This is a genomic window from Demequina phytophila, from assembly GCF_000971135.1.
Lineage (GTDB): Bacteria > Actinomycetota > Actinomycetes > Actinomycetales > Demequinaceae > Demequina > Demequina phytophila.
The window spans coordinates 122222-147923 of the sequence record NZ_BBLW01000007.1 but is presented as its reverse complement, the minus strand read 5'-3'; the positions used below and the strand labels follow the sequence as shown (position 1 = coordinate 147923).

General features: G+C 72.4%; 21 protein-coding genes and 6 tRNA genes. 14 read left to right on the top strand and 13 right to left on the bottom strand.

Annotated features, from left to right (window positions below; all coding sequences use genetic code 11):
* Window positions 1-17 precede the first annotated feature (17 nt).
* Window positions 18-1988, top strand: coding sequence for a 1-deoxy-D-xylulose-5-phosphate synthase (gene dxs, locus AOM01_RS11455; protein WP_439645128.1), 1971 nt, complete (start codon window positions 18-20; stop codon window positions 1986-1988).
* 227 nt (window positions 1989-2215) lie between these two features.
* Here the strand turns inward: dxs and AOM01_RS11450 are convergent, their stop codons facing one another.
* Together AOM01_RS11450 and AOM01_RS11445 are read right to left on the bottom strand one after the other, a co-directional pair.
* Window positions 2216-3490, bottom strand: coding sequence for an HRDC domain-containing protein (locus AOM01_RS11450; RefSeq protein WP_062293517.1), 1275 nt, complete (start codon window positions 3488-3490; stop codon window positions 2216-2218).
* The gene (locus tag AOM01_RS11445; RefSeq protein WP_062293512.1) at window positions 3487-4041 is read right to left on the bottom strand and encodes a DUF3000 domain-containing protein; all 555 of its coding nucleotides are present in this window, start codon (window positions 4039-4041) and stop codon (window positions 3487-3489) included. The genes AOM01_RS11450 and AOM01_RS11445 overlap by 4 nt, the downstream gene beginning before the upstream one ends.
* A 105-nt stretch (window positions 4042-4146) precedes the next feature.
* Between AOM01_RS11445 and gnd the strand changes: the two genes are divergently transcribed.
* Complete coding sequence (gene gnd, locus AOM01_RS11440) at window positions 4147-5583, top strand: NADP-dependent phosphogluconate dehydrogenase (RefSeq protein WP_062293509.1); 1437 nt, start codon at window positions 4147-4149, stop codon at window positions 5581-5583.
* 79 nt (window positions 5584-5662) lie between these two features.
* Entirely contained in the window at window positions 5663-6661 is a 999-nt protein-coding gene (gene zapE / locus AOM01_RS11435) for a cell division protein ZapE (RefSeq protein WP_228374293.1), read from the top strand.
* Window positions 6662-6667: 6 nt separating this feature from the next.
* Here zapE and AOM01_RS11430 read toward each other — a convergent pair whose 3' ends face one another.
* Window positions 6668-7540, bottom strand: a complete 873-nt coding sequence (locus AOM01_RS11430; protein WP_062293503.1) for a polyphosphate kinase 2 family protein — start codon at window positions 7538-7540, stop codon at window positions 6668-6670.
* 117 nt (window positions 7541-7657) lie between these two features.
* Here AOM01_RS11430 and AOM01_RS11425 point away from each other — a divergent pair, with 117 nt between their 5' ends.
* Window positions 7658-7846: a hypothetical protein gene (locus AOM01_RS11425; RefSeq protein WP_062293501.1), complete on the top strand. Its 189-nt coding sequence runs from the start codon at window positions 7658-7660 to the stop codon at window positions 7844-7846.
* Here AOM01_RS11425 and AOM01_RS11420 read toward each other — a convergent pair.
* Window positions 7833-9266 (bottom strand): hypothetical protein, encoded by a 1434-nt coding sequence (locus AOM01_RS11420; RefSeq protein ID WP_062293498.1) that lies wholly within the window; start codon window positions 9264-9266, stop codon window positions 7833-7835. The two genes, AOM01_RS11425 and AOM01_RS11420, sit on opposite strands and share 14 nt — an antisense overlap.
* 177 nt (window positions 9267-9443) lie before the next feature.
* Between AOM01_RS11420 and AOM01_RS11415 the strand changes: the two genes are divergently transcribed.
* Window positions 9444-10808: an HNH endonuclease signature motif containing protein gene (locus AOM01_RS11415; protein ID WP_062293494.1), complete on the top strand. Its 1365-nt coding sequence runs from the start codon at window positions 9444-9446 to the stop codon at window positions 10806-10808.
* Window positions 10809-10866: 58 nt separating this feature from the next.
* On the opposite strand, the gene treZ is transcribed toward AOM01_RS11415, so the two are convergent.
* The 3 genes from treZ to AOM01_RS11400 form a co-directional block, all read right to left on the bottom strand.
* Window positions 10867-12615, bottom strand: a complete 1749-nt coding sequence (gene treZ, locus AOM01_RS11410; RefSeq protein WP_082110211.1) for a malto-oligosyltrehalose trehalohydrolase — start codon at window positions 12613-12615, stop codon at window positions 10867-10869.
* Window positions 12612-15134: a malto-oligosyltrehalose synthase gene (gene treY / locus AOM01_RS11405; RefSeq protein WP_062293491.1), complete on the bottom strand. Its 2523-nt coding sequence runs from the start codon at window positions 15132-15134 to the stop codon at window positions 12612-12614. The genes treZ and treY overlap by 4 nt, the downstream gene beginning before the upstream one ends.
* Window positions 15135-15213: 79 nt before the next feature.
* A complete protein-coding gene (locus tag AOM01_RS11400; RefSeq protein WP_082110210.1) occupies window positions 15214-15714 on the bottom strand; it encodes an organic hydroperoxide resistance protein in 501 nt (166 codons plus the stop codon).
* Window positions 15715-15860: 146 nt separating this feature from the next.
* On the opposite strand from AOM01_RS11400, the gene AOM01_RS11395 reads away from it, so the two are divergent.
* Window positions 15861-16433 carry a TetR/AcrR family transcriptional regulator gene (locus AOM01_RS11395; protein WP_156155962.1) on the top strand — a complete coding sequence of 191 codons (573 nt, stop codon included), beginning with the start codon at window positions 15861-15863 and terminating at the stop codon, window positions 16431-16433.
* On the top strand, window positions 16430-17026 hold the full coding sequence (locus AOM01_RS14455; protein WP_062293485.1) for a DUF1684 domain-containing protein: 597 nt from the start codon (window positions 16430-16432) through the stop codon (window positions 17024-17026). The genes AOM01_RS11395 and AOM01_RS14455 overlap by 4 nt, the downstream gene beginning before the upstream one ends.
* Here the strand turns inward: AOM01_RS14455 and AOM01_RS11385 are convergent.
* Window positions 17023-17565: a hypothetical protein gene (locus AOM01_RS11385; protein ID WP_062293482.1), complete on the bottom strand. Its 543-nt coding sequence runs from the start codon at window positions 17563-17565 to the stop codon at window positions 17023-17025. The genes AOM01_RS14455 and AOM01_RS11385 overlap by 4 nt on opposite strands.
* Window positions 17566-17672: 107 nt before the next feature.
* On the opposite strand from AOM01_RS11385, the gene AOM01_RS11380 reads away from it, so the two are divergent.
* Complete coding sequence (locus AOM01_RS11380; RefSeq protein ID WP_062293479.1) at window positions 17673-18539, top strand: GNAT family N-acetyltransferase; 867 nt, start codon at window positions 17673-17675, stop codon at window positions 18537-18539.
* Between the two features lie 42 nt (window positions 18540-18581).
* On the opposite strand, the gene AOM01_RS11375 is transcribed toward AOM01_RS11380, so the two are convergent.
* From AOM01_RS11375 to AOM01_RS11355, 5 genes are all read right to left on the bottom strand, one after another.
* A tRNA-Val gene (locus AOM01_RS11375) sits at window positions 18582-18656 on the bottom strand.
* A 53-nt stretch (window positions 18657-18709) separates the two neighbouring features.
* A tRNA-Gly gene (locus AOM01_RS11370) sits at window positions 18710-18785 on the bottom strand.
* A 50-nt stretch (window positions 18786-18835) separates the two neighbouring features.
* Window positions 18836-18910, bottom strand: a tRNA-Val gene (locus tag AOM01_RS11365).
* A 1-nt stretch (window position 18911) separates the two neighbouring features.
* Window positions 18912-18982: transfer RNA gene (locus AOM01_RS11360), tRNA-Cys, on the bottom strand.
* A gap of 32 nt (window positions 18983-19014) precedes the next feature.
* Window positions 19015-19087 (bottom strand) — tRNA-Gly (locus AOM01_RS11355).
* Between the two features lie 139 nt (window positions 19088-19226).
* On the opposite strand from AOM01_RS11355, the gene AOM01_RS11350 reads away from it, so the two are divergent.
* From AOM01_RS11350 to thrS, 6 genes are all read left to right on the top strand, one after another.
* Window positions 19227-20336, top strand: coding sequence for a chorismate-binding protein (locus tag AOM01_RS11350; protein WP_062293477.1), 1110 nt, complete (start codon window positions 19227-19229; stop codon window positions 20334-20336).
* The gene (locus tag AOM01_RS11345) at window positions 20333-21202 is read left to right on the top strand and encodes an aminotransferase class IV (RefSeq protein ID WP_062293474.1); all 870 of its coding nucleotides are present in this window, start codon (window positions 20333-20335) and stop codon (window positions 21200-21202) included. Before AOM01_RS11350 ends, AOM01_RS11345 begins: the two co-directional genes overlap by 4 nt.
* A 27-nt stretch (window positions 21203-21229) precedes the next feature.
* Window positions 21230-21304 (top strand) — tRNA-Val (locus AOM01_RS11340).
* A 121-nt stretch (window positions 21305-21425) separates the two neighbouring features.
* Window positions 21426-21962: a 2'-5' RNA ligase family protein gene (locus AOM01_RS11335; RefSeq protein ID WP_062293471.1), complete on the top strand. Its 537-nt coding sequence runs from the start codon at window positions 21426-21428 to the stop codon at window positions 21960-21962.
* A 77-nt stretch (window positions 21963-22039) separates the two neighbouring features.
* Complete coding sequence (locus tag AOM01_RS11330; protein ID WP_082110209.1) at window positions 22040-23614, top strand: deoxyguanosinetriphosphate triphosphohydrolase family protein; 1575 nt, start codon at window positions 22040-22042, stop codon at window positions 23612-23614.
* A gap of 91 nt (window positions 23615-23705) precedes the next feature.
* Window positions 23706-25697, top strand: coding sequence for a threonine--tRNA ligase (gene thrS, locus AOM01_RS11325; RefSeq protein WP_062293469.1), 1992 nt, complete (start codon window positions 23706-23708; stop codon window positions 25695-25697).
* Window positions 25698-25702 lie beyond the last annotated feature (5 nt).

Genomic DNA, 25702 nt, shown 5'->3' with positions numbered 1-25702 from the left:
GCGGGGCCGCGGTCGTCTTGTACGGAGGGCGACCCGCGCATCGTCCCCGGCACGGGCCCGGCGCGCCGGGCGGCGGGACCGGGAGGCCGTACAGTGGAACGTCAACAACGAGTGAGGAGCAACGGGTGCTGGAGCGCATCGGGTCGCCGCGTGATCTGCGCGGGCTGACCTACGAGGAGCTGGCGGAGCTCTCAGGCGAGATCCGCGACTTCCTGGTCGACAACGTGTCCCGCACCGGCGGGCATCTGGGCCCGAACCTGGGCGTGGTCGAGCTCACCATCGGCATCCACCGCGTGTTCCACTCGCCGCACGACTCGATCGTGTTCGACACGGGCCACCAGTCGTACGTGCACAAGCTGCTCACGGGACGCCACGACTTCTCCACGCTGCGCCGCCGCGGCGGCCTGTCCGGCTACCCGGACCGTCACGAGAGCGTGCACGACATCGTCGAGAACTCGCACGCGTCCACCGCGCTGTCCTGGGCGGCCGGCATCGCACGCGGCCACACGCTGCGTGGCGAGACGGAGCGGTCCACCGTGGCCGTGATCGGCGACGGTGCGCTCACGGGCGGCATGGCATGGGAGGCGCTCAACTCGCTGGGCGCGTCGCAGGACCGCGTCGTGGTGGTCATCAACGACAACGGGCGCTCGTACGCGCCCACCATCGGCGGGCTCGCGCGCAAGCTCGACACCATCCGCGTCGACCGCCGCTACGAGGAGTTCCTGGGCTGGGGCAAGCGCACGTTCCAGGGGCGCGGCCGGCTGCGCGGGTGGACCTACCAGACCGTCATGCACGGCAAGCGGGCGCTCAAGGGGCTGCTGACCGACGACGGCGTGTTCTCCGACCTGGGGCTCAAGTACATCGGCCCCATCGACGGGCACGACCTGCGCCACGTCGAGCGGGCGCTGCACCAGGCGCACGACTTCGCCGGGCCCGTGATCGTGCACGTGCTCACCGAGAAGGGGCGCGGCTACACGCCGGCCGAGCAGGACGTCGCCGACCGCTTCCACGCGGTGGGCAAGATCCACCCTGAGACGGGGCTGCCCATCGAGCCGTCGCGCTTCGGGTGGACGTCCGTGTTCGCCGACGAGATCTGCGCGGTCGCGGAGGACCGTCCCGACGTGGTCGCGATCACCGCGGCCATGCTGGCGCCCGTGGGGCTGCAGCCGTTCGCCGACGCCTACCCGTCGCGCGTGATCGACGTGGGCATCGCGGAGCAGCACGCGGTCACCAGCGCCGCAGGCCTCGCGTACGCGGGCCTGCACCCGGTGGTCGCCGTCTACGCGACGTTCCTCAACCGCGCGTTCGACCAGCTGCTCATGGACGTGGCGCTGCACCGTGCCGGCGTGACGTTCATGCTGGACAGGGCCGGGCTCACGGGCGACGACGGCCCCAGCCACAACGGCATGTGGGACATGGCGCTGCTGCGTCACGTCCCCGGGCTGCGGCTCGCCGCGCCGCGCGACGAGGCCACGCTGCGCCAGGCGTTCCGCGACGCGATCGACGTCGAGGACGCGCCCACGGTGGTGCGCTACCCCAAGGGCGCGGTCGCGGAGCCCCTGCCCGCGCTCCGGTCGGTCGGGGAGCTGGACGTGCTCGCCGAGCACGGCGACGCGCCCCGTGTGGTGGTGGTGGGCCTCGGATCGATGGCGCGCACGGCCGTCGAGGCGGCGGAGAAGATCGCCGCGGACGGCATCGACACGGTCGCCGCGACGGCGACCTGGGTGCATCCCGTGCCGTCCGGGCTGGCCGAGCTGGTCGCCGGTGCGGAGCTGGTGGTCACGGTCGAGGACGGGCTCACCGACGCGGGCATCGGCGAGGAGTGGGCGCAGTACGCGCGGCTCGCCGGGCTGGGTGCCGCGTGGGCTCACCACGGCATCCCGCGCGAGTTCCTGCAGCACGCGTCGCGTGCGCAGCTGGTGGACGAGCTGGGGCTGGACCCGAGCGCCATCGCGGCGGAGACCCTGGCGGCGCTGCAGCAGGACTGAGGGGCGGGGCTGGCGCGCTGCCCGGCTGCGCGCCCCGTCTGGGGAGACCAGCGACGGTTTCGCACCATCCGCGGTTCCCATGGGGAACTGAGCGACGCGGCCGCGCCAAGGCCGAGCTCACGTCGCTGATCTCCCCGCAGGAATCCTGGATCCGCGGAAACCGTCTCCGACTTCCCCGTGGCGCGCGGAGAAGCCGATGCGCGCGGGCGAGGGGACGATGCGCGGGCTCAGGCCTCCGTCGAGGTCGCCGCGGTCGAGGGCGCGGCAGGGGCGGCGAACGCCTCGGCGAGCTCCGGCGCGACCAGGTCGATCTGCCACGCGCGAGCCCCGCGGCCCGCGAGGAAGTCGCGGATCCACGGCTCGCCGCCGTCGGCGTACTCCCAGCACGTGCGGCGCAGCGCGTCCGGCTGGAGGAGGTTCTCGGCGGGGATCTCGAGCCGCTCGACCAGGGTCGTGATCCGTTCGCGAGCCGCGGTCAGGCGGGCGAACGCCTCCGGGCGCTTGTCCTTCCACATGCGCTGCTGCGGCGGGCCGTCGCCCTGGGGCGCGCGGCGCGACGGCAGGGCCTTGTCGGGCAGCGCCATGGCCGCCTCGATGGCCTGGTACCACTGGGGTGCGCGGCGCTTGGTGCCCTTGGACTGGAACTCGCGCACCCCGAGGAGCGCGTCGAGCGTGGCGGGCTTGGCCTGCGCGGCCGCGACGATCGCCTGGTCCCGCAGCACGCGTCCCGGCGAGACGTCGCGGCGGCGCGCCTCCTTGTCCCGCGCCTCCCAGAGGGAGCGCACGATCGCGAGGCCGCGCTGGTCGCGCACCAGGTGCGAGCCCGACGTGCGACGCCAGGGCTCTTCGCGCGGCTCAGGCGGGGGAGCGAGGCGGACGGCCTCGAACTCCTGCTCGGCCCAGTCGAGCTTGCCCGCGGACTCAAGGTGGCCCGCGAGGCGGTCGCGCAGGTCGAGCAGCACCTCGACGTCGAGCGCCGCGTAGACCAGCCAGTCGTGGGGGAGCGGTCGCGTGGACCAGTCCTGCGCCGAGTGCTCCTTGGCGAGCGCGAAGCCGAGCTCGCGCTCGACCACGGCGGCCAACCCCACGCGCGGCCACCCGAGCAGGCGCGCGCCCAGCTCGGTGTCGAAGACCTTGGCGGGGGTCATGCCGAGGTCGCGCATGCCGGGCAGGTCCTGGCTCGCGGCATGGAAGATCCACTCGGCGTCGCCGAGCGCCTCGCCGAAGCTCGACAGGTCGGGCAGCGCCGCCGTGTCGATCAGCGCGATGCCGGCGCCCTCGCGCTTGAACTGCGCGAGGTAGGTGCCCTGGCCGTACCGGAAGCCGGAGGCGCGCTCGGCGTCGGCCGCCACCGGGCCGGTGCCCGCGGCGAACGCGGCGCAGGCCTCGGCGAGCGCCTCGGGTGTGTCGATGATGGGGGGCACGCCGTCCGCGGGTGCGGTGAGCGGGATGGCGGCGGGCGCATCGTCCGTGATGGACGATGCGGCGGTCGGCTCGGTCACTGGGTCCTTCCCGGCAGGGTGCGGACGCCGTGCGGCGTCGGGGGGACGCCGGCGCACGCTGCCATGAGATCCGTCCACGCCGCGATGTGCGGGGCCAGATCGGTGGTGGTGGGCGTCCAGGACGCCCGTAGCTCGATGTTGACCTCGTCCGGTCGGTCGCCCATCTCACCGAAAGACTGCGAGGTCACCTTGGTCACGGTACCGCCGCGCGCGCGGTGGGGCGCGCCCGCGAGCGACTCCGACAGCCACGACCACGCGACGTCGCCCCACAGCTCGTCGCGGCCGATCTCGGGATCGGCCGACGCCTTCACGAGGGCGACGATGCGCATCGTCCCCTCCCACGCCGCCTGGCCGGCGGGGTCGTGAAGGATCACGAACCGACCCGACGCCTCGAGATCCTCGATCTCGCCGCTGATCGCGGCGGCGTACGGGGCGATGCGGTGCGGAGCCGGCACCTCGGTGAGGCGCACGGACGGGTGCGTGGGGGCGTCGCGCAACGACAGGAGCGCCTCGCGGAAGTCCGCAGGCGCCTCGCTGAGATCGCTGGCCATAAGCGGAGCCTATGCCCGGGGGCCCCTGCCGCCGGCGTACGCCACGCTCGATGCGAGCGTCTAGGCTGGCTTCGTACCCCGGCAACCTCCCTTGAAGGATGGACGATGGCGCTCGCTCAGATCGGTGTGACCGGCCTCGCGGTCATGGGCCGCAACCTGGCCCGCAACTTTGCTCGCAACGGATTCACGGTGGCGGTGCACAACCGCTCGCCCGAGAAGATGCGCTCGCTGATCGCCGATCACGGCGACGAGGGCACGTTCATCGGCTCGGAGACGCTCGAGGAGTTCGTCGCGTCGCTGCAGGTGCCGCGCACCGTCGTGATCATGGTGCAGGCCGGCGGCCCCACCGACGCCGTCATCGAGCAGCTCACCGGGCTGCTGGAGAAGGGCGACATCATCGTGGACGCGGGCAACGCGCTCTACACCGACACCATGCGCCGCGAGAAGGACCTCGCCGCCAAGGGCCTCCACTTCGTGGGCTCCGGCGTCTCCGGCGGTGAGGAGGGCGCGCTGCTCGGCCCGTCGATCATGCCCGGCGGCCCCGCCGAGTCGTACGTGACGCTCGGCCCGATCCTCGAGAAGATCTCCGCGAAGGCCGAGGACGGCACGCCGTGCTGCGTGCACATCGGCCCCGACGGCGCCGGCCACTTCGTCAAGATGGTGCACAACGGCATCGAGTACGCCGACATGCAGCTCATCGGCGAGGCGTACGACCTGCTGCGGACCGGCCTGGACCTCGAGCCCGCCGAGATCGCGGACATCTTCGCCGAGTGGAACCAGGGCGACCTCGAGTCCTTCCTGATCGAGATCACCGCGGAGGTCCTGCGTCAGACCGACGCCACGACCGGCAAGGCGCTCGTCGACGTCATCAAGGACGAGGCGGGCCAGAAGGGCACCGGCCGCTGGACCGTGAAGTCCGCGCTCGACCTGGGCGTCCCCGTCACCGGCATCGCCGAGGCCACGTTCGCCCGCGCGATCTCCTCGCAGGTGGCGCAGCGTGCCGCGGCGCGCGACGTGCTCACCGCGTCGACCGGCGACTTCCACATCAACAACCGTGAGGGCTTCATCGAGGACGTCCGCCTCGCGCTCTACGCGTCCAAGGTGGTCGCGTACGCGCAGGGCTTCGACCAGATCCGCGCCGCCTCCGAGGAGTTCGGCTGGGACATCACGCTGGGCGACATGGCGAAGATCTGGCGCGCCGGGTGCATCATCCGGGCCCGCTTCCTCGACCGCATCACCGACGCGTTCCAGCGCGACGCGGACCTGCCGACGCTGCTGGTGGACCCGTACTTCTCCGACGCGATCGCCAACGGTGTGGGCGCGTGGCGCCGCGTGGTCGCGCAGGCCGCGCTCACCGGCGTGCCCGCCCCGGCGTTCTCCTCGTCGCTGTCGTACTACGACTCGCTGCGTGCCGAGCGCCTGCCGGCCGCGCTGATCCAGGGTCAGCGCGACTTCTTCGGCGCGCACACCTACAAGCGCGTCGACATGGACGGCACCTTCCACACGCAGTGGTCGGGCGACCGGACCGAGATCTCCGCGTAACGGCGGACGGGACGATGCGGGGCGCGCCGGGATCTCCCGGCGCGCCCCGCGCGTCTCCCGGGCCCCTAGGCTGGGCGCCGTGAGCATCGAGCTGGTCGGGCGCAGGCCCGTGGTCGCGCCGGAGGACCTCATCGCGGGCCTGGTGCCGCCGCCCCACTTCGGTCGCGCCTCCTTCGAGACGTACCGCCCCGACCCCGCGCACCCGTCGCAGGCCGCCGCGGTGGCCGCGGTGCGCGAGTTCGCGGGTGAGCATCTGCGCCGGTTCCGGCCCCGGCGCGGTCCCGGGGTGGGCCTGTACCTCGACGGCGGCTTCGGGGTGGGCAAGACCCACCTGCTCGCGTCGCTCGCGCACGCGCTCGGCCCGCGCAAGGCCGTGTTCGGCACGTTCGTCGAGTACACCAACCTGGTCGGGGCGCTCGGGTTCATCGCGGCCCGCGAGGCGTTGTCCTCGTTCTCCGTGGTCTGCATCGACGAGTTCGAGCTCGATGATCCCGGCGACACGCTCATCATGGCGCGCCTCATGCGCGAGCTGACGGACGCGGGCACCTGCGTCGCCGCGACCTCCAACACCCTGCCCGACGCTCTGGGCGAGGGGCGCTTCGCCGCCGACGACTTCCAGCGCGAGATCCAGGCCGTCGCGCGCGTGTTCACCACCGTGCGGATCGACGGACCCGACTACCGGCACCGCGGCTCGCTCGACTTCCCGGCGCCCGCGTCACCGGAGGCCGTCGAGGCGGTCGCGGCCGCGCCGCGCGGCGCGGTCGCCGCGTGGCCGGCGCTGCTCGCCGACCTGGTGGAGGTGCATCCGAGCCGGTACGGCGCGTACGTGGACGGGATCGCCGCGCTGGCGATCACCGACGTGACGCCGCTCGAGGACCAGAATCAGGCGCTGCGGCTCGTCGCGCTGGTGGACCGGCTGTACGACCGCGACGCCGTGGTCACGGCGTCGGGTGCGTCGCTACAGGAGGTCTTCACCCCCGAGATGATGCGGGGCGGCTACCGCAAGAAGTACCTGCGCGCCCTGTCACGGCTCGAGTCGATGGCGCACGCCGCGCTCGAGCACACGCGGCCGGTCTGAGCCGCGCTAAGCCGTGAGGCTCGACTCCGCCGCGGCGCGGAGGCGCGCTCGCTCGACATCGAGGTCGAAGCTTGCCGGGGGCCACGCCAGGTTCAGGTCCTCGAGCGTGTCGACCAGCAGCTGCGTCACCGCGAGCCGCGCGTACCACTTCCGGTCGGCGGGCACCACGTGCCAGGGGGCCGCGGGTGTCGAGGTGGCGTCGAACACGTCCTGGTAGGCGTGCATGTAGTCGTCCCAGCGTTCGCGCGCGTCGAGGTCGCTCGGGTGGTACTTCCAGAACTTCTCCGGACGTTCGAGGCGCGAGGCCAGGCGGGCGAGCTGCTCGTCGGGAGAGATCATCAGCGCGCACTTCACCACGGTGATGCCGGCGGCCGCCGTGTGCCGCTCGAAGCGGTTGATCTCCGCGTAGCGGCGCTCCCACGGGTCGCCCTCGACCAGGCGTTCGACGCGAGCGATGAGCACGTCCTCGTAGTGGGAGCGGTCGAACACTCCGATGTGCCCCGGGCGGGGGAGCGCGCGGCGCACGCGCCACAGGTAGTGGTGCCGCAGCTCCTCGGCGGTGGGGGCGCCGAACGAGCGCACGGTCACCCCCTGCGGGTCGACCATGCCGAGCACGTGCCGTGAGATGCCTCCCTTCCCCGAGGTGTCCATGCCCTGGAGGACCAGCAGCACGGACCGCGTACCGCCTGAGCGGCCCTCCGCGAACAGCATCTCCTGGAGGTCCGACAGCCGGGCGCCCAGGCGGGCCATCGCGGCCTCGCCTTCCGCCTTGCCGCCGTCGAAGCCGGGGGTGGCGGCCGTGTCGAGGCCTCCGAGATCGAAGCCCTCGCGCACCTGGAGGATCTCCGACGGCCGTGCCCGCCACCCTGGTCCCGTCATCGCATCCTCCCTGGATCCGTGCGCCTGAGCCCACCGTAGCGGCCGCCTCCCGCTCGCGTGCGGCGTCGCGCCCTGCTAGACCGGGACGCAGGGGGAGTCTCGCGATCGGGGGATGTCATGGCGAACAACACGGGCGCGGGCGCGGCCGCAGGCGGGGGAGGCTACTTCCTGGCGATGGTCGGATCGGCGGTGTGGTTCTGGCAGCAGGCCGACAGCTTCTGGGAGTACGTGGGCGCGCTGCTGCAGGCCATCGTGTGGCCGGCGTTCCTCATCTACGACGTGTTCTCGTTCCTCAACGCTCCGTGACGGGCGCCGCCGGGGCGACCGGCGCATCGTCCACCGCGGGCGCGGAGGCGACCGGCGCATCGTCCGCGGGGCCGCGAAGGACCAGGTAGAGGGCGGCCGCCAGGCCGAGGACCACGGTGCCGAGCACCACGTCCCACACCGTGAGCGGCCGGAGCGTCGCGGCGAGCACCACGAAGACCGCGCCCCACCACAGCCACAGCAGCCACGGCAGGCGCCGCAGCACCGTCGGCACGCCCTCGGGGCGCCACCCGCGCGCGTCGAGGGCCGCCGAGCCGCGCGCGATGAGGCCCGCGCTCGACCTCCGCGCCGCGCCCGCGCCCGAGGAGCCGCCGGACAGCACACCCGCGATGATCGCGATCGCCCCGAGCACCGCGTAGGCGAGCATGACGGCGGCGGTCTCGCCGGTGAGCGCGCCGTAGATCGCGGCGGTGGCGCCGGTGGGGACCTGGGTCGCGATGAGCGCCGCCGTGACGGAGCCGCCGATCGCGATACCGATCGCGAGCACCGCACCCGTGATGAGGAGCAGCGTCCCCGCGACGATCACGGCGCGCGGCCGCCGCGGGTGGATGGCCACACCCACGATGACCAGGATGACCGCGACCCAGGGGAGCACGTTGCCCACCGTGGTGAGGATGGAGTAGGCGAGGCGGGCCTGCGCGACGGCGGGGACCTCGGCGACGGTGATGCTCGCGTCGACCTCGGGGATCGAGTCCGCGAGCGTGAAGCCGGCGTCGACCAGGGCGGGCTTGAGCTCGTCGAGGATCGGGCCCAGCTGGATCGCGACCAGGCCGGCGTCGTCGATCGAGATGGCGCCGTCGGCGTCCGCCTCGAGGACGTTGACCAGCTGCTGGTGGCTGAGGCGGAGCGCCTCCTCCCAGACCTTCGCGAACGCGTCGGACTCGATGACGAACGTCAGCGCGCTGCGCGTCGCGGCGCGGGCCTGGTCCGCGAGCAGCGGGCCCAGGACGCCCTGGGCGTTCGCGAGGCGGGGCGTGGACTGCTCGTCGATGACGGAGGAGAGCAGCTCGTCGACCAGTGCGTCGGTGTCGAGCTTCGCGTCGATCGCGGCGGCCGCCTGGTCGACGATGAGCGCCTGGACGTCGGGGTCCTCGGCGAGCGGTGCCAGCGTGCGGACGAACGCCTCCGAGTCGCTCGCCTGGCGTGCCGCGAAGCCCACCACGGTCGCGAGCGGGGCGATGAGCGTGCCCAGCACGATCAGGGTGATCGCGAGGAACGCCCGGCCGCGGTGGCGCGGCTTGGCGGGGGACGATGCGGGGGTCGGGTGCGTCGCGTGAGCCGTGGGGGCGCCTGGGGCTCCGTTGGTCGCGGAGGTGGTCGCCGCCTCGTCGAGGGCGGCGCGCAACGACGCGTTCTCGGTCTCCATCTCGAGGAGCCTGGCCTCGAGCTGAGCCTTGGTCATGCCTGCCATGGTGTCCTCCCCGCGGCGCACGAACCCCCTGGTACGCACCCAAGGGAGAGCCTAGGGGGTGGGCGGGCTCCGTGGCGATGTCCACAGCCCCTTGTCTCGGCCAACTTGTCCACATACCAGGGAGAACGCTCGAATTTCGATGTCAGAGGGCGGTGCTTGACTGGTTCCATGGAGATCTCGGTCATGGATGTCGCGAAGGGGCTGGTGCCGCTCAGGCCCTTCGCGGAGCGTGACCTGCAGACGCTGTCCGAGGCGGAGCTCGCGAGCGCGATGGAGGTCTCGGCCCGGCTGGTGCGGCTGGCGGCGGTGCCGCAGGCGATGCTCGCCGCGGAGGTGTCCCGCCGGTCGGAGGACGAGCCCGGGGGTGGCATGGCGCGTCGGCACGGGCACCGCAACGCGACCCGCATGGTCGCGAAGGGTCAGGGTGGGACGCCCGGTCAGGCGCGGGACGCGATCGTGACGGGTGGACTCTTCGGCGGCGAGGGTGGGGGTGACGGGTCCGGCGCTGACGGCGGTGTGCGGTGGCCGGCGATCGCGGCGGCGGTGACCGCCGGCGACCTGTCGCAGGCTCAGGCCCGCCTCCTGATCGAGACGCTCGAGGGACTGATCGATGAGGGCTGTTCCGACGCCGCTGATCAGTGGCGGCGCCTGCGGGAGCTCGAGCAGAAGCTGGTGGCCAAGGCGCTGGCGCTGTCGCTGGCGGACCTCCGCAAGGTCTGCCTGGACGTGACGGCACGCTGGAACCAGGTCGACTGGGAGGCCAAGGAGCGGCAGCGCCGCGCCCAGCGGTTCCTCAACCTCAGCGAACGCGCCGACGGGATGGTCTCCGTCACTGGCCTGCTCGATCCCGCCTCTGCCGCGCCCATCATCACCTGGCTCGATGCGCAGGTCGCAGACAAGTTCCGCAAGAAGCGTGACGCCGGCGAGGGTCCGGCGGAGCCGGGTGAGGCCGGACGGATCCGCGTCGACGCGCTGGTGGACCTGGCCCGCCACGGGATGCGCTGCGATCAGCCCGGGTCAGGAGTCTCGACCACGGTGGTGGTGCGCGTGTCCGAGGAAGCGCTGCGCAGGGGGCTGGGGTTCGGCACATGCGATGCTCTCGCGACACCGTTCTCCGGCGGCGAGCTGCGTCGCCTGGCCGTCGACGCCGGCATCCTACCCATCGTGCTGGGAGGAGGGTCCGCACCCTTGGACGTGGGCTACGCGCTCAGGTTCTTCACCGCCGCCCAACGGCATGCCTTGGCCGAGCGTGACGGAGGCTGCGCGTTCTGCCATGCGCCCGTCTCCTGGTGCGACGCGCACCATCTGGCCTGGTGGAAGCTCGACTCCGGTCCGACGGACCTCGCCAACGGGGTGCTCCTCTGCACTCGCTGTCACCATCGCATCCATGACGACGGCTGGGAGGTCAAGGCCACCCGCACCCGCGTCTGGTTCATCCCGCCCGCGAGCGTCGATCCCACCCGTACCCCGCGTGAAGGCGGCAAAGCCGCGCTCCACGTCGACCTGCCGGGACGTGCCGACCCGCCCAGATGATCCCGCCCCGGCGGCGCCCACCCCCGCACGGGGAGGCGTCGCCAAGGCGTGCCCGGGATCAGCCCTCGGCGGCCACCAGCGCCACCGCGTCGGGCGCGAGCACCAGCGCGCCCTCGATCGCCTCGACCGAGCCGAACACGGCGAGCGCTGAGGCCTCCGTCTCCACCACCATGGGCGAGGTAGACAGGTTCGCGTGCACCCGCACCGGCCCGTGCATGGTGAGCTGCCTCGGCGCGAGCTCGGACGCTCCCGCGGGATGAGCGGCCCACGCCTCCGCGGGAAGCGTCGCCACGCGCGCGGACAGAACCGCAGCCACCCACTCCTCGATCAGGCGGTGGGACGCAGAGGAGGCCGAGACCCCCGAGCCCAGCTTGGAGCGCAGGAACGTCTGGCGGTCCTGCGGGTCGGGGACCTGCACGGTGCCGCCGTAGAGCTCCTCCCAGCCGTGCCCCGCGAACTCGCTCATGCGGCCCTCGGACACTGCGGAGCCGAGCGGCTCGTCGTGGTCGGTGAAGAACATGAACGGGCGGGTCTCGCCGTACTCCTCGCCCATGAACAGCAGCGGCGTGAACGGGGACAGCAGCACGAGCGCGAGCGACGCCGCCTGCGCGCCGGGGGAGAGCCGGGACGCCGGTCGGTCCCCGATGGCCCTGTTGCCCACCTGGTCGTGGTTGGACGCGAACACCACGAACCGTCGCCGGTCCACGTCCGCGGGCACCGGCGCGCCCCAGTCGCGGCCACGGAAGGTCGAGTACGAGCCGTCGTGGACGAAGACCTCGCGGTAGACCTTGTCGAGCGCCTCGATGGTCCCGAAGTCGCAGTAGTACCCGTGCCGCTCCCCGGTGAGATACGCGTGAAGGGCGTGGTGGACGTCGTCGGCCCACTGTGCCGTCATCCCGAGGCCGCCGTCCGCGGTGGGCGTCACCATCGACACGTCGTTGAGGTCGGACTCCGCGGTGAGCGACAGCGGGCGCCCCAGGCGCGCCGCGAGCGCGGCGGTCTCGTCGGCGAGCTCCGCGAGGATGTGCCGCGGCGAGTCGTCGACGAGCGCGTGCACCGCGTCCAGGCGCAGCGCGTCCACGTGGAAGTCCGCGAACCAGCGCAGCGCGTTGTCCACGATGAACGCGCGCATGCCCTCCGCGGACGGCTGATCCAGGTTCACGGCCCAGCCCCACGGCGTCTCATGCGCGTCGGTGAAGTACGGGCCGAACTGCGCCAGATAGTTCCCGTCGGGCCCCAGGTGGTTGTAGACCACGTCGAGGCAGACCCCGAGGCCGTGCTGGTGCGCCCGGTCGACGAACCGCTGCAGCGCCTCGGGCCCTCCGTACGCCTCGTGGACCGAGTAGAGCGCGACGCCGTCGTAGCCCCAGCCGCGCGAGCCGGGGAAGGCCGCAAGCGGCATGAGCTCGATCATCTGTACCCCACGCGAGGCGAGATCGCGCAGCTGGTGACCGTCGATCGCATCGAGCGTGCCGCCGGGCGTGAACGTGCCTACGTGCAGCTCGTAGTGCACCGCACCCCGGGCGTCGAGGCCCTGCCACGCGGCGTCGTCCCACACGTGCGCGGCAGGGTCGAAGGTCCGCGAGGGCCCGTGGACGCCGTGGGGCTGCCAGGGGCTGCGCGGATCCGGGAACGGCCCGGCGCCGTCGATCACGAACGCGTAGTCGGTCCGCGCGGGCAGGCGCGGCCCCTCCCACCACCCGTCCTTGGCGGGACGCATCGCTGCGGTGACCGGCGCATCGGCCGGACCGATCCTGCACTCGACCTTGGCGGCCGCGGGCGCCCACACCCGCACGGGCGCGCTCACGCCCGCTCCAGCAGCGCGACGGGGTGGGACCGTAGCAGCTGCGCGAGCGGCACCGGTCCGCCCTCGACGGTGTGGCGCCCGATGACGTCGCGCCAGCGTCCGGCCGGCAGCTGCACGGTGTGCTCCGCCCAACCGCCCAGGTGCTCGAGCTCGAGCGCGGCGCGGGTCGCCACGGTGATGGCGATCGGACGGTCGCCGACGGTGCGGGCGAACACGACGGCATGGCCGGAGGACGATGCGAGGGGCACGTAGCCGGCGTCCTCGCCGACGAATGCGTCGGGGTGGGCGCGGCGCAGTCGCAGCGCGGCGGACGTCACCAGCAGCTTCTCCTCGGCGAGACCGCGCGGCTTGGCGCGCCGGTCCAGCCGGCGCAGGGTGTCGAGCCGCAGCTCGTAGTCGACGGGCCGCCGGTTGTCGGGGTCGACCAGGCTGGGCGCGAGCAGCTCCGTGCCCTGGTAGACGTCGGGCACTCCGGGAACGGTCAGCTGCAGCAGCTTCTGCCCGAGGATCGCCGCGCGCACCCCCGTCTGGGTGGTGCGATGCCAGCCGGCGACCGCGTCGCGGACCGCCGGGTCCGCGTGAGTGGTCTGCGCGAACCACAGCACCTGCGACTCGTACGTCTCGTTCACCGAGGTCCACGTCGTGTGCGACTTCGCCTCGCGCATGGCCTTGGTGAGGTAGCCCTCGAGGCGGTCCCATGCCATGAGGCCGTCCTCGTCGGAGGTGCCCACGAGGGTCTGCCACCACAGGTTCTCCGTGCGGCCGTCGAGCTCCGCAGGGCGCAGCTCCTCGGTGATGGTGCGCAGGTGCTGAACCAGCTGGTCCCACTCGTCCGCGCACTCGGACAGCACGCCGAGGCGGGCGCGGACGTCCTCGGACCGCTTGGTGTCGTGCGTCGAGAGGCAGGTCATCGCATGGGGGTAGAGCTGCTGCTGCTCGTGCGCCCATGCGTGGAACGCGGCGGGCGGCATCGCGAAGCGGCCGGCGGGGGAGCCGACCTCGCACAGGGGCAGCAGGTGCGTCCACCGGTAGTAGGCGGTGTCCTCGACGCCCTTGGCCATCACGGCGCCGCACGCCTGCTGGAAGCGGGTGATGAGCTCGCGACGCTTCGCGTCGGCGGTGCGTCCCGCGGAGCCCACCTCGGCGCCCTTGAGCAGGTCGACCACCACCTCGAGCGTCTCGTGGCGCTCGGGGTCGAGCGCCCGGCGCGCGCGCTCCGCGGCGTGGTCGATGGTCTCGAGCGACCCGGGGCGAGGCTTCTCCCCGGCGACCACGTACGCCCGATAGCGGTCGAACGTCACCAGCAGGGTCCGCAGGCAGTCGTAGAGGGAGCGCCAGGTGTGGTCGCGCAGGCGCACGTCCGTGGTGCAGATGGTGTGCGCGATGGTGGCGAGGCGGTGCACCTCGCTCGACAGGGACTCGCGCACGATCTCCCACTTCGCGGCGTCGATCATGTCGGGCAGCTCGCCCATCGCGTCCCCCGCGACGCGGTGCAGCGTGCCCGCGAGCGGTGCGGCGCCCGCGGGGTCGCGCAGCAGCGCCCCCACCCGCCACGACGCGTCGTAGCCGGTGGTGCCGGCGCAGCGCCACGAGGTGGACAGACGCTCCTCGTCCTCGAGGATCTTCTCCACCACCACCCAGGCGCCGTCGGTGGCCTCCGACAGGCGGGCGATGTAGCCCTCCGGGTCGGCGAGCCCGTCCGGGTGGTCGATGCGCAGCCCCTGGAGGGTGCCGTCCTTCACCAGGGACACGATGCGCTCGTGCGTCGCGTCGAACACGTCCTCGTCCTCGACGCGTACCGCGACCAGCGAGCCGACGTCGAAGAAGCGCCGGTAGTTGAGCTCCTCGTTCGCGACGCGCCAGTACGCGAGGCGGTAGTGCTGCTGCTCCACGAGCGACGCCAGCGGAAGGTTCTCCGTGCCGGGCCGGATGGGGAACACGTGGTCCCAGTAGCGCAGCACGGGTACCTCGCCCGCGTCCTCGCGGCCGGGCACCACCATCCGGTCCACCGCGAGCTCGCCCGCGGCGAGCACCGTGCCGATGCGCTGACCCAGCACCGGCATGAGCACCGGCTCGCCGGACTCCCAGTCGACGTCGAACCAGTGCGCGAACGGCGATTCGTGCCCGTGCTCGAGCACCGACCAGAGCGCGCTGTTGTGGAAGGCGGGGGTGGGGACCGCCATGTGGTTGGGGACCACGTCCGCGATGAGGCCGATCCCTCGCTCGCCCGCCTGCCACGACAGGTCGCGCAGACCGGGCTCTCCTCCGAGCACCTCGGCGATGCGCGAGTGGTCGACGACGTCGTAGAAGTGCGTCGAGCCGGGTGCCGCCGTGAGGACGGGCGACAGGTACAGGTGCGTCACTCCGAGCGAGGCGAAGTAGTCGAGCCGGGAGGCCGCGTCCGCGAACGTGAAGTCCGCGCTCAGCTGCAGCCGATAGGTCGACACCGGCACCGGCGCGTCGGCGCGATGTCCCAGCCTCTTCGTGCTCCTCGAACGGTCGTGCGTGACGTCGGTCATGTAGAGAACCAGCCTCCTCGAGTCGTGTCCATCATGGCAGAAGCGACCCGAGGGGGCTGGTATTCCCTTTGGCGAGGCTTTACTTGACCCTGACCTCGATCTCCACGGGGATGTTGCCGCGGGTGGCGTTCGAGTAGGGGCACATCTGCTCGGCCTTCTCGGCGACGCGGTCCGCCGTCTCCTGGTCGATGCCGGTCGCGGTGACCGTCAGGCGCACGCCGAGCCCGAAGCGGTTGAGCGCGACCGGGCCGATCCCGACCCGTGCCGTCACCTCGGATTCGACCAGCTTCACCTTGAGCAGCTTGGCCGCGCCCTGGAACGCGGAGTTGAAGCACGCCGCGAACCCGGAGGCGAACAGCTGCTCGGGGTTGGTCTTCTTGGGCTTGGTGATCGGGTTGGGGATCACCAGGTCGAGGTCGAGCAGGCCGTCGCTGGTGGCGACCCGACCGTTGCGCCCATCGCCGGTCGCGCGCGCCTCGGCGGTGTAGAAGGCCTTCGGGTGCTTGGGCGCCTTGTCGTGGTCGGCGCCCTCGCCGGGGGTGATGTCGACGTCGGTCGCGGTCTGGGTCTGCTCGCTCATGCTCTCTCCTGGAATCGCTGACTGGGTTGTAGAGTTACTAGTACGTCTACTTGAGCGAGAACGCAAGTCGGGCAGGATGGATTCCCGGGGGACACCCCACCCGGGACCACGCGCCGCCCGGGACGAGAGGAGCCGCCGTGACCGTCATGCAGGACCGCCCGCGCCCCGCGCGGGGCCCCGCCGTCCGCGACGCCATCATCGACGCGGCCGCCGCCCAGTTCGCCGAGCACGGCATCCGCGCCGTCAGCGCCGACAGGATCCTCGCCGCCGCCGGCTTCTCGAAGGTCACCTTCTACCGGCATTTCCCCACCAAGGACGATGTGGTGGTCGCCTACCTCGCCCGCGAGCTCGACCGCGTCAGGGCCGCGATCGGTGCGGCGGAGGATCAGACATGGGACCGCGCCGCGCTCGCGGCGGCCCTCACCCAGGAGATGTGCCGCCCCCACTATCGCGGCTGCCCGTTCATCAACGCGGCGGCCGAGTACCCGGACCCCGACCACCCGGTGCGCGCCGTGGTCGCCGAGTTCCGCGCGCTGATGCTCGCCGCGATCACCACCTGGCTCGAGCGCCGCGGCACGGACAACAGAGTGGAGCGCGCCGAGCAGATCATGATGCTCCGGGACGGCGCCCTGGTCGCCGGCTACCTCGACCACGACGTCGACGGGGTGGCCCGCGCGCTCGCGGACGCCATCGGCACGCTGGTGGGGGAGCCCACGTGACGGCGGCCTGGGAGATCAGGGACTGGCGCATCCGCGTCGCCGACCTGTACGCCGACGTGCGCTTCGAGCCCGATGCCGAGGTCGCCCACCGCATCTGGTCCCACGGGCGCGCGGCGCTTCTGCGCGAGCACCCGGCGACGCCGGTGCCTCACCCGGACCGGGCATCGTTCGCACCCGAGGTGGCGCCGTACGATCCGGCCCTGCGATTCGTGGTGCCCGTCGCGCCCACGACGCCCGAGCGACGCGAGGTACCCACCGCGACGGACGGCCTGGTGCCGTTCGAGCGCGTCGGGCGCGTGGAGCTGCCGGGCCTCGGGTCGCTCGACGTGTGGTGGCTCGACAGCTACGGCGGAGGCATCTTCCTGCCTCTCCGCGACGCGTCGCCGCGCACGTATGGCGGCGGTCGCTACGTGCTCGACACCGTCAAGGGCGCGGACCTGGGCGGCACGCGCGACGCGCTGGTGGTCGACCTCAACTTCGCCTACCAGCCCTCGTGCGCGTACTCCTCGGACTGGGTGTGCCCCCTGCCCGGGCCGGGCAACACGCTCGACGCGCCGGTCGAGGCCGGGGAGCTCTACCGCGCCGTCGGTTAGTCCTGCGGCTGGTCGGCGGCCGGGTCGTCGAGCACCTCGGGCGCGCCGCGATGCGCGGCCGTGAGGCGCAGCAGCTCGATCACGGTGCGCGGGTGATACGCGGAGAGCCTGTCGGCGACCAACGTCATCTCCGCACCCGACGTCGTGTCCGTCAGCCGCATCACGATGTCGGTGAGGCGGCCCGTGACCGCGACCTCGAGCGCGTCGCGGCGGAAGGATCCCATGAGGTACGCCTGCTCGAGGTGCGCGCCGAAGAACCCGTGGGGCAGCCCGAGCACGTGGACCTGGGCCGGTGTCACAGCGAGGCAGACGTGCGGCGGCAGCGCCGCGCGGTGGGCGGCGAGGTCGGCGCCGAGGTGCGCTCCCGCGGCCTCCGTCTCGGGATGCCCCGACGAGTCGAGCGCGACGTGGCTGTCCGCCCTGCCGTTCCAGATCGGGTCATCGAGCGCCGCCTGGGGCATGAACTCCGCGACATCGGTGATGGACTCGTCGCCGGTCGCGGCACGCGCCGCCACCCTGAGCCGTTGCTCGCGGGACATGGCGCCCTCCTCCGGGCGCCCCGGGGCGACGGCGCCCTCCCTGCCACGGTACGCGCACCGAGCGCGCCGGGCTCGCCCGCGCGTAGCATCCCTGGAGGGGGTGGGGCATGAGCGTCGCGGCAGGTGACGGACCCGAGGCCCTCGGCATCGACCTCGCGCAGGCGATGGACCTGTGCGAGGTGGTCGAGGCGAGGTCCATGTGGGGGACCGTCGCGATGAGCCCGCGCGAGACGCGACGCGCGCTCGGGATCCGCGCCGCCCGGATCGGGTCGGGCATCGCGCTCGCGACGGCCCACGACCCGACGGGCGGCCACTGGAACAAGGCTCTCGCTCACGGGCTGACGGAGCCCGTGGACGATGCGCTGATCGCCGAGCTCGTGGCGTTCTACCGGGCGTCCGGCGCCCCCGCCGCGGCGATCCAGATCGCGCCCGCGCTGCTTCCCGAGGATTGGGAGGACATCGCCGCCCGGCACGGCCTCGCCGGCGGCAGCACCGTGGTCAAGATGCTGCGTCACCGCCGCACGCCGGTGGCGCCGGCCGCCACCGAGCTCGACCTGCGCGGGGTCGACGCGCGCGGCGCCCACGAGTGGGCCGCCACCTTCCTGACCGGCTTCGGGATGCCCACGCAACCGGACCTGGTCGACATGATCGCGTCGACCGTGGGCCGCGACTTCTACGCCTACGGCGCGTGGGACGGCGAGGCGCTCGTGGGTGCGGCATGCGTGTTCATCGGCGGCGACGCGGCGCAGCTCGCCGGAGCATCGACCCTGCCCGCCGCCCGTGGCAGGGGAGCGCAGTCCGCTCTGCTCTCGGAGCGGATCACCGCGGCCACCGACGCGGGCTGCGTGTGGATCGCCGGTGAGACCGGTGCGGAGAAGGACGGCGAGCACAACCCCTCGCTCCACAACATGCTGAGGGCGGGGTTCGTGCCGATGTACGAGCGGCGCAACTGGGTGTGGCGGCGGCCCGCCTGAGAACGCGAACGGCCCCCGGGTATCCCCGAGGGCCGTTGCTGATGGTGGGCGATACTGGGATCGAACCAGTGACCTCTTCCGTGTCAGGGAAGCGCGCTACCGCTGCGCCAATCGCCCGTCTCTCCAGACGGAGAGACCGCCGGCTCCCTCGAGGGAAGACCGGCGGTCCTTGGAGCGGACGACGGGACTCGAACCCGCGACCCTCACCTTGGCAAGGTGATGCTCTACCAACTGAGCCACGTCCGCGTTGCCGGGGCAGAAGCCTCGGACTTCATGAGGATCCCGAAGGAACCTCGTGGTGGGCGATACTGGGATCGAACCAGTGACCTCTTCCGTGTCAGGGAAGCGCGCTACCGCTGCGCCAATCGCCCGAGGTGGAGATGGGATTCGAACCCACGTATACGGCTTTGCAGGCCGCTGCCTCGCCTCTCGGCCACTCCACCGTAGTGCCGTAACCTAGGGCTACGACGCTCCGAGCGGACGACGGGACTCGAACCCGCGACCCTCACCTTGGCAAGGTGATGCTCTACCAACTGAGCCACGTCCGCATGTCTGGGCTGTTGCCCTGACGAGAGATAGACCTTAGCGGATTTCCGGCCACGATTCCAAATCGGCCCCCGGCCGAGCGTGTCGCCCCGTTCAGCCCCCGTACGGCTCCCGCCTAGCCGCGCCACTACCGTGGTGGCCATGAGGTGGGAGGACGATCCGCGACGCGAGGGAAGCGCGGCTTTCCGGGGAGTACGTGCGTCGCGACCCGTCGAGTGCGTGGACCTCTCGCGCGACGGGGAGCGCGTCGCCGCGGGCGGCTTCTGGGTGGTGGTCGCGACCTTCGAGGGCGCGTTGCGCGCGTGGCGCATGGCGGAGGTCGCGAGGGACGATGCCGGGGCCGGCTTCGCGCGCGAGGAGCCTCCCGGACGGGAGTGGCGGGGTCCGCATCCGGGCGCGTGGACCACGTCACTCGACCGCGACGCGTACCTGGCGGGCGTCGAGGCGATTCGTGAGGACATCCGCGAAGGCGAGGTCTACCAGGTCAATCTCTGCCGGATGCTCGAGGCGCCCCTGCCGTCGTCCGAGCCGGGCCCCGACGCGGTGGCCCTCGCGCATCGTCTCGCGACGGGGAACCCCGCGCGCTTCGCCTCGCGGATCGTGATCCCGCGCAGCGAGGCGTGGCCGGGGGCGTGGGTGGTCTCCGCCTCGCCCGAGCTGTACCTGCGCGTCGACGGCGACCGGATCGCCTCGAGCCCCATCAAGGGCACCGCCGCGCCGGGCGAGGCCATGCTGCCCAAGGACGAGGCGGAGAACGTGATGATCACGGACCTCATCCGCAACGACGTGTCGCATGTCGCCGCGCCCGGCTCGGTCGCGGTGCCCGAGCTGATGGGCCTGCACGAGCTGCCGGGGCTCGTCCACCTGCAGTCGACGGTGGAGGCGCGCCTCGCGCCGGCGTTCGACTGGACGCCCGCGCTGTGGCCCGCGCTGCTCGACGGGACCTTCCCGCCGGGCTCGGTCTCGGGCGCGCCCAAGTCCTCGGCGCTGCGGATCATCGCGCGTGAGGAGCCCAGCCCGCGGGGGGCCTACTGCGGCGGCATCGGCTGGATCGATGCCGACGCCCGCCGCGCCGAGCTCGCCGTCGGGATCCGCACCTTCACGTGGGTCCCTGACCAGGGCGGACGGTTGCGGTTCGGTACCGGGGCGGGCATTACGTGGGGGTCTGACCCATATGGGGAGTGGGAGGAGACCGAGCTCAAGGCGCGTCGGTTGATCGGCCTGGCATCGGACGCCACAATGACGCCATGACGACGCTGGTGTGGGCTGGGGGGCTCCTGCGTGCCGAGGACGAGCCGATCGTCCGGGCCGGGGACCATGGGTGGACCGTCGGTGACGGCGTGTTCGAGACCATCGAGGTGGTGAACGGGCGCGCGTTCGCGCTGCGGCGCCACCTGCGCCGGCTCGCGTACTCCGCCGCACGCATGGGCATGCCCGAGATCGACCAGGAGACCGTGCGCGAGGCCGTCGGCGAGGTGCTGGGAGCCGCGACCGGGCTCACGCGGCTGCGGATCACCGTGTCCTCGGGACCGGGGCCGATGTCCTCGGCGCGGGGGAGCGGGCCGCACACCGTCGTGGTCACCGCCAACGACGCGCCGCCGCTGACCGAGTGCAAGGCGGTGCGCGTGCCGTGGCGCCGCAACGAACGCTCGCCGCTCGCGGGGGTGAAGAGCACCTCCTACGCGGAGAACGCCGTGATGATGGACTTCGCGCGCTCGCGCGGCGCGGACGAGGCGCTGCTGGCCAACACCCACGGGCACCTGTGCGAGGGAACCGCGAGCAACGTGCTCATCGAGCGGGGCGGCGAGATCGTGACGCCGCCGCTCGCGTCCGGCTGCCTGCCGGGCATCATCCGCGGGCTCGCCCTCGAGTGGGGCGCGGAGGCAGGGATCCCGATCCGCGCCGCCGCAGCCGGCGAGCTCGAGATGAGCGTGCTTGACGAGGTGGTGCGCGGCGAGTCCTACGCCGCCGTGACGTCCTCGACGCGCCGCGTCCAGCCGCTGGCCGCGCTCGACGGCACGCCGCTCGAGACGGGTCCGTTGCTGTCCGAGCTGCGCCGCGTCTTCGTGTCCTGCGCCGCGCTGGATCTCGACCCTGCACCGAGGCACTCCAAATAGCCGCTATAGTTGTCGTCGCACCGCAAGGGGCGATTGGCGCAGGGGTAGCGCGCTTCCTTCACACGGAAGAGGTCACTGGTTCGATCCCAGTATCGCCCACCAGCTCGAGAGGCCGTCCGGATCATCCGGACGGCCTCTCCGCTTTTCCAGGGACGATGCCCGGGTCGCCCGACGCGGAGAGCGTCACCCCCGCGTCCGTGACCGTGCGTGCCACAGTGAGGGGATGAGGCTCTTCCTCGGCGTGATGACGCCCGGCGCGGTGGACGACGTCCTCGACGCCGTCCTCGACGCCGCTGTGCGGTTCCGGGCGCGCGAGGCGGGTGTCGACCGCTGGACGCCGCGCGAGGAGCGGCACGTGACGGTGCGGTTCCTCGGTGAGACGCAGGACCGGGCGGCGGTCGAGAGCGCTGCGGCCCTCGCGGCCGCGCGCGTCCGCGCGCCTCGCCTGCTGATCGGGCCCCTGGCGATCGCGCTCACGGCGCGCGTGGTGGCCCTCCCCGTGGCGGGAGCCGAGCCGATCGCGGCCGCCGTGGACGCCGCGCTCGCGCAGACCGGCCTGCCCGCCCGCGACCGGCCCTTCACCGGTCACCTCACCATCGCCCGCTCCCGCCACCGCCTGCACGGGGCCGTCGCGCACGAGGCGCTCGCGCACCGGCCGCTCGCCGTCCCGTGGCAGCCCGACGCGCTGCACGTCATCGCCAGCGAGCCCGAGACGGACGCGCGCTACCGGGTCCTGTCCACCCACCCGTTCGCGCCGTAGGCGAGGCTCCGCGCGGGGCCTTGCCCGCATCGTCCCGCGTCGCTACCGTCCCGGTAGGGACGGACGGGGAGGCATGGATGACGGGGACGGACGAGGCGGCGGACACCGAGGCCACCCCCGTGGCGGCGGATCCGCGGGTCGCACGGTCCGTCCCCGAGACGCTCGACGAGTTCCAGCTGGTCGAGTACCGGCCCGAGTACCGCGTCGACCTCGAGCGGATCCGCTTCTCGCCGTACTTCTCCCGGCTGTCGGCCGTCACCCAGGTGATCTCGCAGTCCGGCGCCGGCCTCGCGGTGCACAACCGCCTCACGCACTCGGTCAAGGTGACGGCCGTGGCCCGCGCGATCTCCGTCTCCCTCGCGGGGGACTGGGGCGAGCGGGGCGCGCTGGTGCGCGACCTGGGAGGCTGCGACGCCGTGGTGGTGCAGGCCGCCGCGAGCGCGCACGACCTGGGCCACCCGCCGTTCGGCCACCTGGGCGAGCAGACGCTCGACAGGCTCGCTCGCGAGCGGTTCGGCCTCGACGAGGGCTTCGAGGGCAACGCCCAGACCTTCCGGATCCTCACCCGCCTCGACGAGTACGACCGCGCGGGGGCCGGCCTCAACCTCACCGCCGCCGTCCGAGCGGCCGTGCTCAAGTACCCGTGGACCCGCGCGCAGGGCGAGGGCTGGACGCCCGGTTCGGGCTCGCCGCGGGGCATCGCGCCGCGCCGGCCGGGGGAGGGCTCGCGGAAGTTCTCGGTCTACACGCTCGACCTCGACCACATGCAGGCGGCGCGCTCCGCGTTCCCCGCGATCGCCGACCTGCAGCAGACCGTCGAGTGCTCCGTCATGGACATCGCCGACGACATCGCGTACTCGCTGCACGACCTCGACGACTTCTACCGCGCCGACCTGCTCAACCAGGCCGCCGTGTCCGCAGAGTTCCGTACGTGGATCCGGGACCGCGCCGCCCTTGCCGCGATCCCGCGCGAGGACCTGCTGCGCGCCCGCCGCACGCCCGGCCACGGCCTCGAGCTGCTGCGCCGTCGCCTGGTGAGCCACGACCCGTGGATCGCGGGGGACGATGCGTTCGGCGAGTCGGTCGCCCGCGTCGCCGACGAGGTGGTGGACGGCCTGCTGTCGGTGCCGTACGACGGCTCGCTGGCCGCGGATCGTACGCTCGCCGTGTTCATGGCCGGCTGGATCGCACGCCTCCAGCACTCGATCTCGGTGTCGCGCGACCCGCACATCCGGTCCGGTCACGTGAGCCTCGACGCCTCGGCGTTCCACGACGTCGCGGTGCTCAAGTTCCTCCAGGAGAGGTTCGTGCTGCACCGCCCCGACCTCGCGCTCTACCAGCGCGGCCAGGCGAGCGTGATCGAGCGGCTCGTCACCAGCTTCGCGGCGTGGCTGGACGACGACGACGAGGTGCGCCGCGCGCCTCGCCGCCTGCTCGACCTGGTCGAGCTCGCCGCGGAGGACTATCTCAAGGTCCGCGACACGCGCCCGGAGACGTTGCCGACCACGGATGCGGCCACGCTGCGCCGCTACGCGACAGGCCGCGGCATCATCGACTACGTCGCCTCGCTCACCGACGCGCAGGCGATGTCCGTCGCCAACCTGGTGTCCGGCGCGTCGGAGCGGCTGTGGGACGGGGGACAGGGGCTGTAGCACCCGCCGGGCTGCGACCGCCGGTGACGCGGCGAGCCTCGCCCTCTCGGTAGCATCGTCCCGTACAACCGAACCTTCGAGGGAGTGACCTGTGCCCAGCGTGAATGCGACCATCGACGGCGTCGAGCGAGAGCTCGAGGCGGGCACGACGGGCACCGACCTGTTCGGGGACCGCCGGGACGTGGTGGTGATGCGCGTCGACGGCGCGCTGTGGGACCTCGCGCGCGAGATCCCGGCCGGTGCCGCCGTCGAGGCGGTCACCGTGTCCGACCCGGACGGCCTCATGGTGCTGCGTCACTCGACCGCGCACGTGCTCGCGCAGGCCGTGCAGCAGGTCAACCCCGACGCGAAGCTCGGCGTGGGACCGCCCATCGAGAACGGCTTCTACTACGACTTCGATGTCGAGACCCCCTTCACCCCCGAGGACCTCAAGGCGCTCGAGAAGGCGATGCAGCGCATCGTCAAGGAGGGCCAGGCGTTCGTGCGCCGCGAGGTCACGCGCGAGGAGGCGCTCGCCGAGCTCGCGCACGAGCCGTTCAAGTGCGAGCTGCTCACGCACGACACTGATGGCGCCGAGGGCGCGTCGGTGGAGATCGGCGAGGGCGACATCACCATCTACGACAACGTCCGCCGCGGCGGCGAGGTCGCGTGGAAGGACCTGTGCCGCGGCCCGCACGTGCCGTCGACCCGGGTGCTGCAGAACGGCTGGTCGCTCATGCGCTCCGCCGCCGCGTACTGGAAGGGCTCCGAGAAGAACCCGCAGCTCCAGCGCGTGTACGGCACCGCGTGGCCCTCGAAGGAGGAGCTGGTCGCGTACAAGGAGCGGCTGGCCGAGGCCGAGCGGCGCGACCACCGCAAGCTGGGCGCGGAGATGGATCTGTTCTCCTTCCCCGACGAGATCGGCTCGGGACTCGCGGTCTTCCACCCCAAGGGCGGCGTGATCCGCATGGAGATGGAGGAGTACTCCCGCAAGCGTCACGTCGAGGAGGGCTACGAGTTCGTCTACACGCCCCACGCGACCAAGGGCCACCTGTTCGAGGTCTCGGGCCACCTGGACTGGTACCGCGACGGCATGTACCCCCCGATGCACCTCGACGAGGAGCGCGACGCCGAGGGCAACGTCACCAAGCAGGGCCAGGACTACTACCTCAAGCCCATGAACTGCCCCATGCACAACCTGGTGTTCGACTCCCGCGGCCGCTCGTACCGCGAGCTGCCGCTGCGCCTGTTCGAGTTCGGCACCGTGTACCGCTACGAGAAGTCCGGAGTGGTCCACGGCATGACCCGCGCGCGCGGCTTCACGCAGGACGACGCGCACATCTACTGCACCCGCGAGCAGATGAAGGACGAGCTCACCAAGACGCTCGAGTTCGTGCTGGGCCTGCTCAAGGACTACGGCCTCGAGGACTTCTATCTCGAGCTCTCCACCAAGAACCCCGAGAAGTCCGTGGGCTCCGACGAGGTGTGGGAGGAGGCCACGGAGACGCTCCGCGAGGTCGCGGTCGCCTCCGGCCTCGAGCTGGTGCCGGACCCGGGCGGCGCCGCGTTCTACGGCCCCAAGATCTCGGTGCAGACGCGCGACGCGATCGGTCGCACCTGGCAGATGTCGACCATCCAGCTCGACTTCAACCTGCCCGAGCGCTTCGAGCTCGAGTACACCGCGTCGGACGGCTCGCGCCAGCGCCCCGTGATGATCCACCGCGCGCTGTTCGGCTCGATCGAGCGGTTCTTCGCGATCCTCACCGAGCACTACGCGGGCGCCTTCCCGGTGTGGCTCGCACCGGTCCAGGTGCGAGCGATCCCCGTCGCGGAGCCCTTCAACGACTACCTGGGCGAGGTGGTCGCGCGGCTGCGCGCCGAGGGCATCCGTGCCGAGCTCGACGCGTCCGACGAGCGCTTCCCCAAGAAGATCCGCACCGCGTCGAAGGAGAAGATCCCCTTCACGCTCATCGCCGGCGGTGACGACGCGGACGCGAACGCCGTGTCCTTCCGCTACCGCGACGGCAGCCAGGACAACCAGGTGCCGGTCGACGAGGCCGTCCGGCGCATCGTCGAGGCCGTGCGCTCGAAGGCGCAGGTCTGACGGTG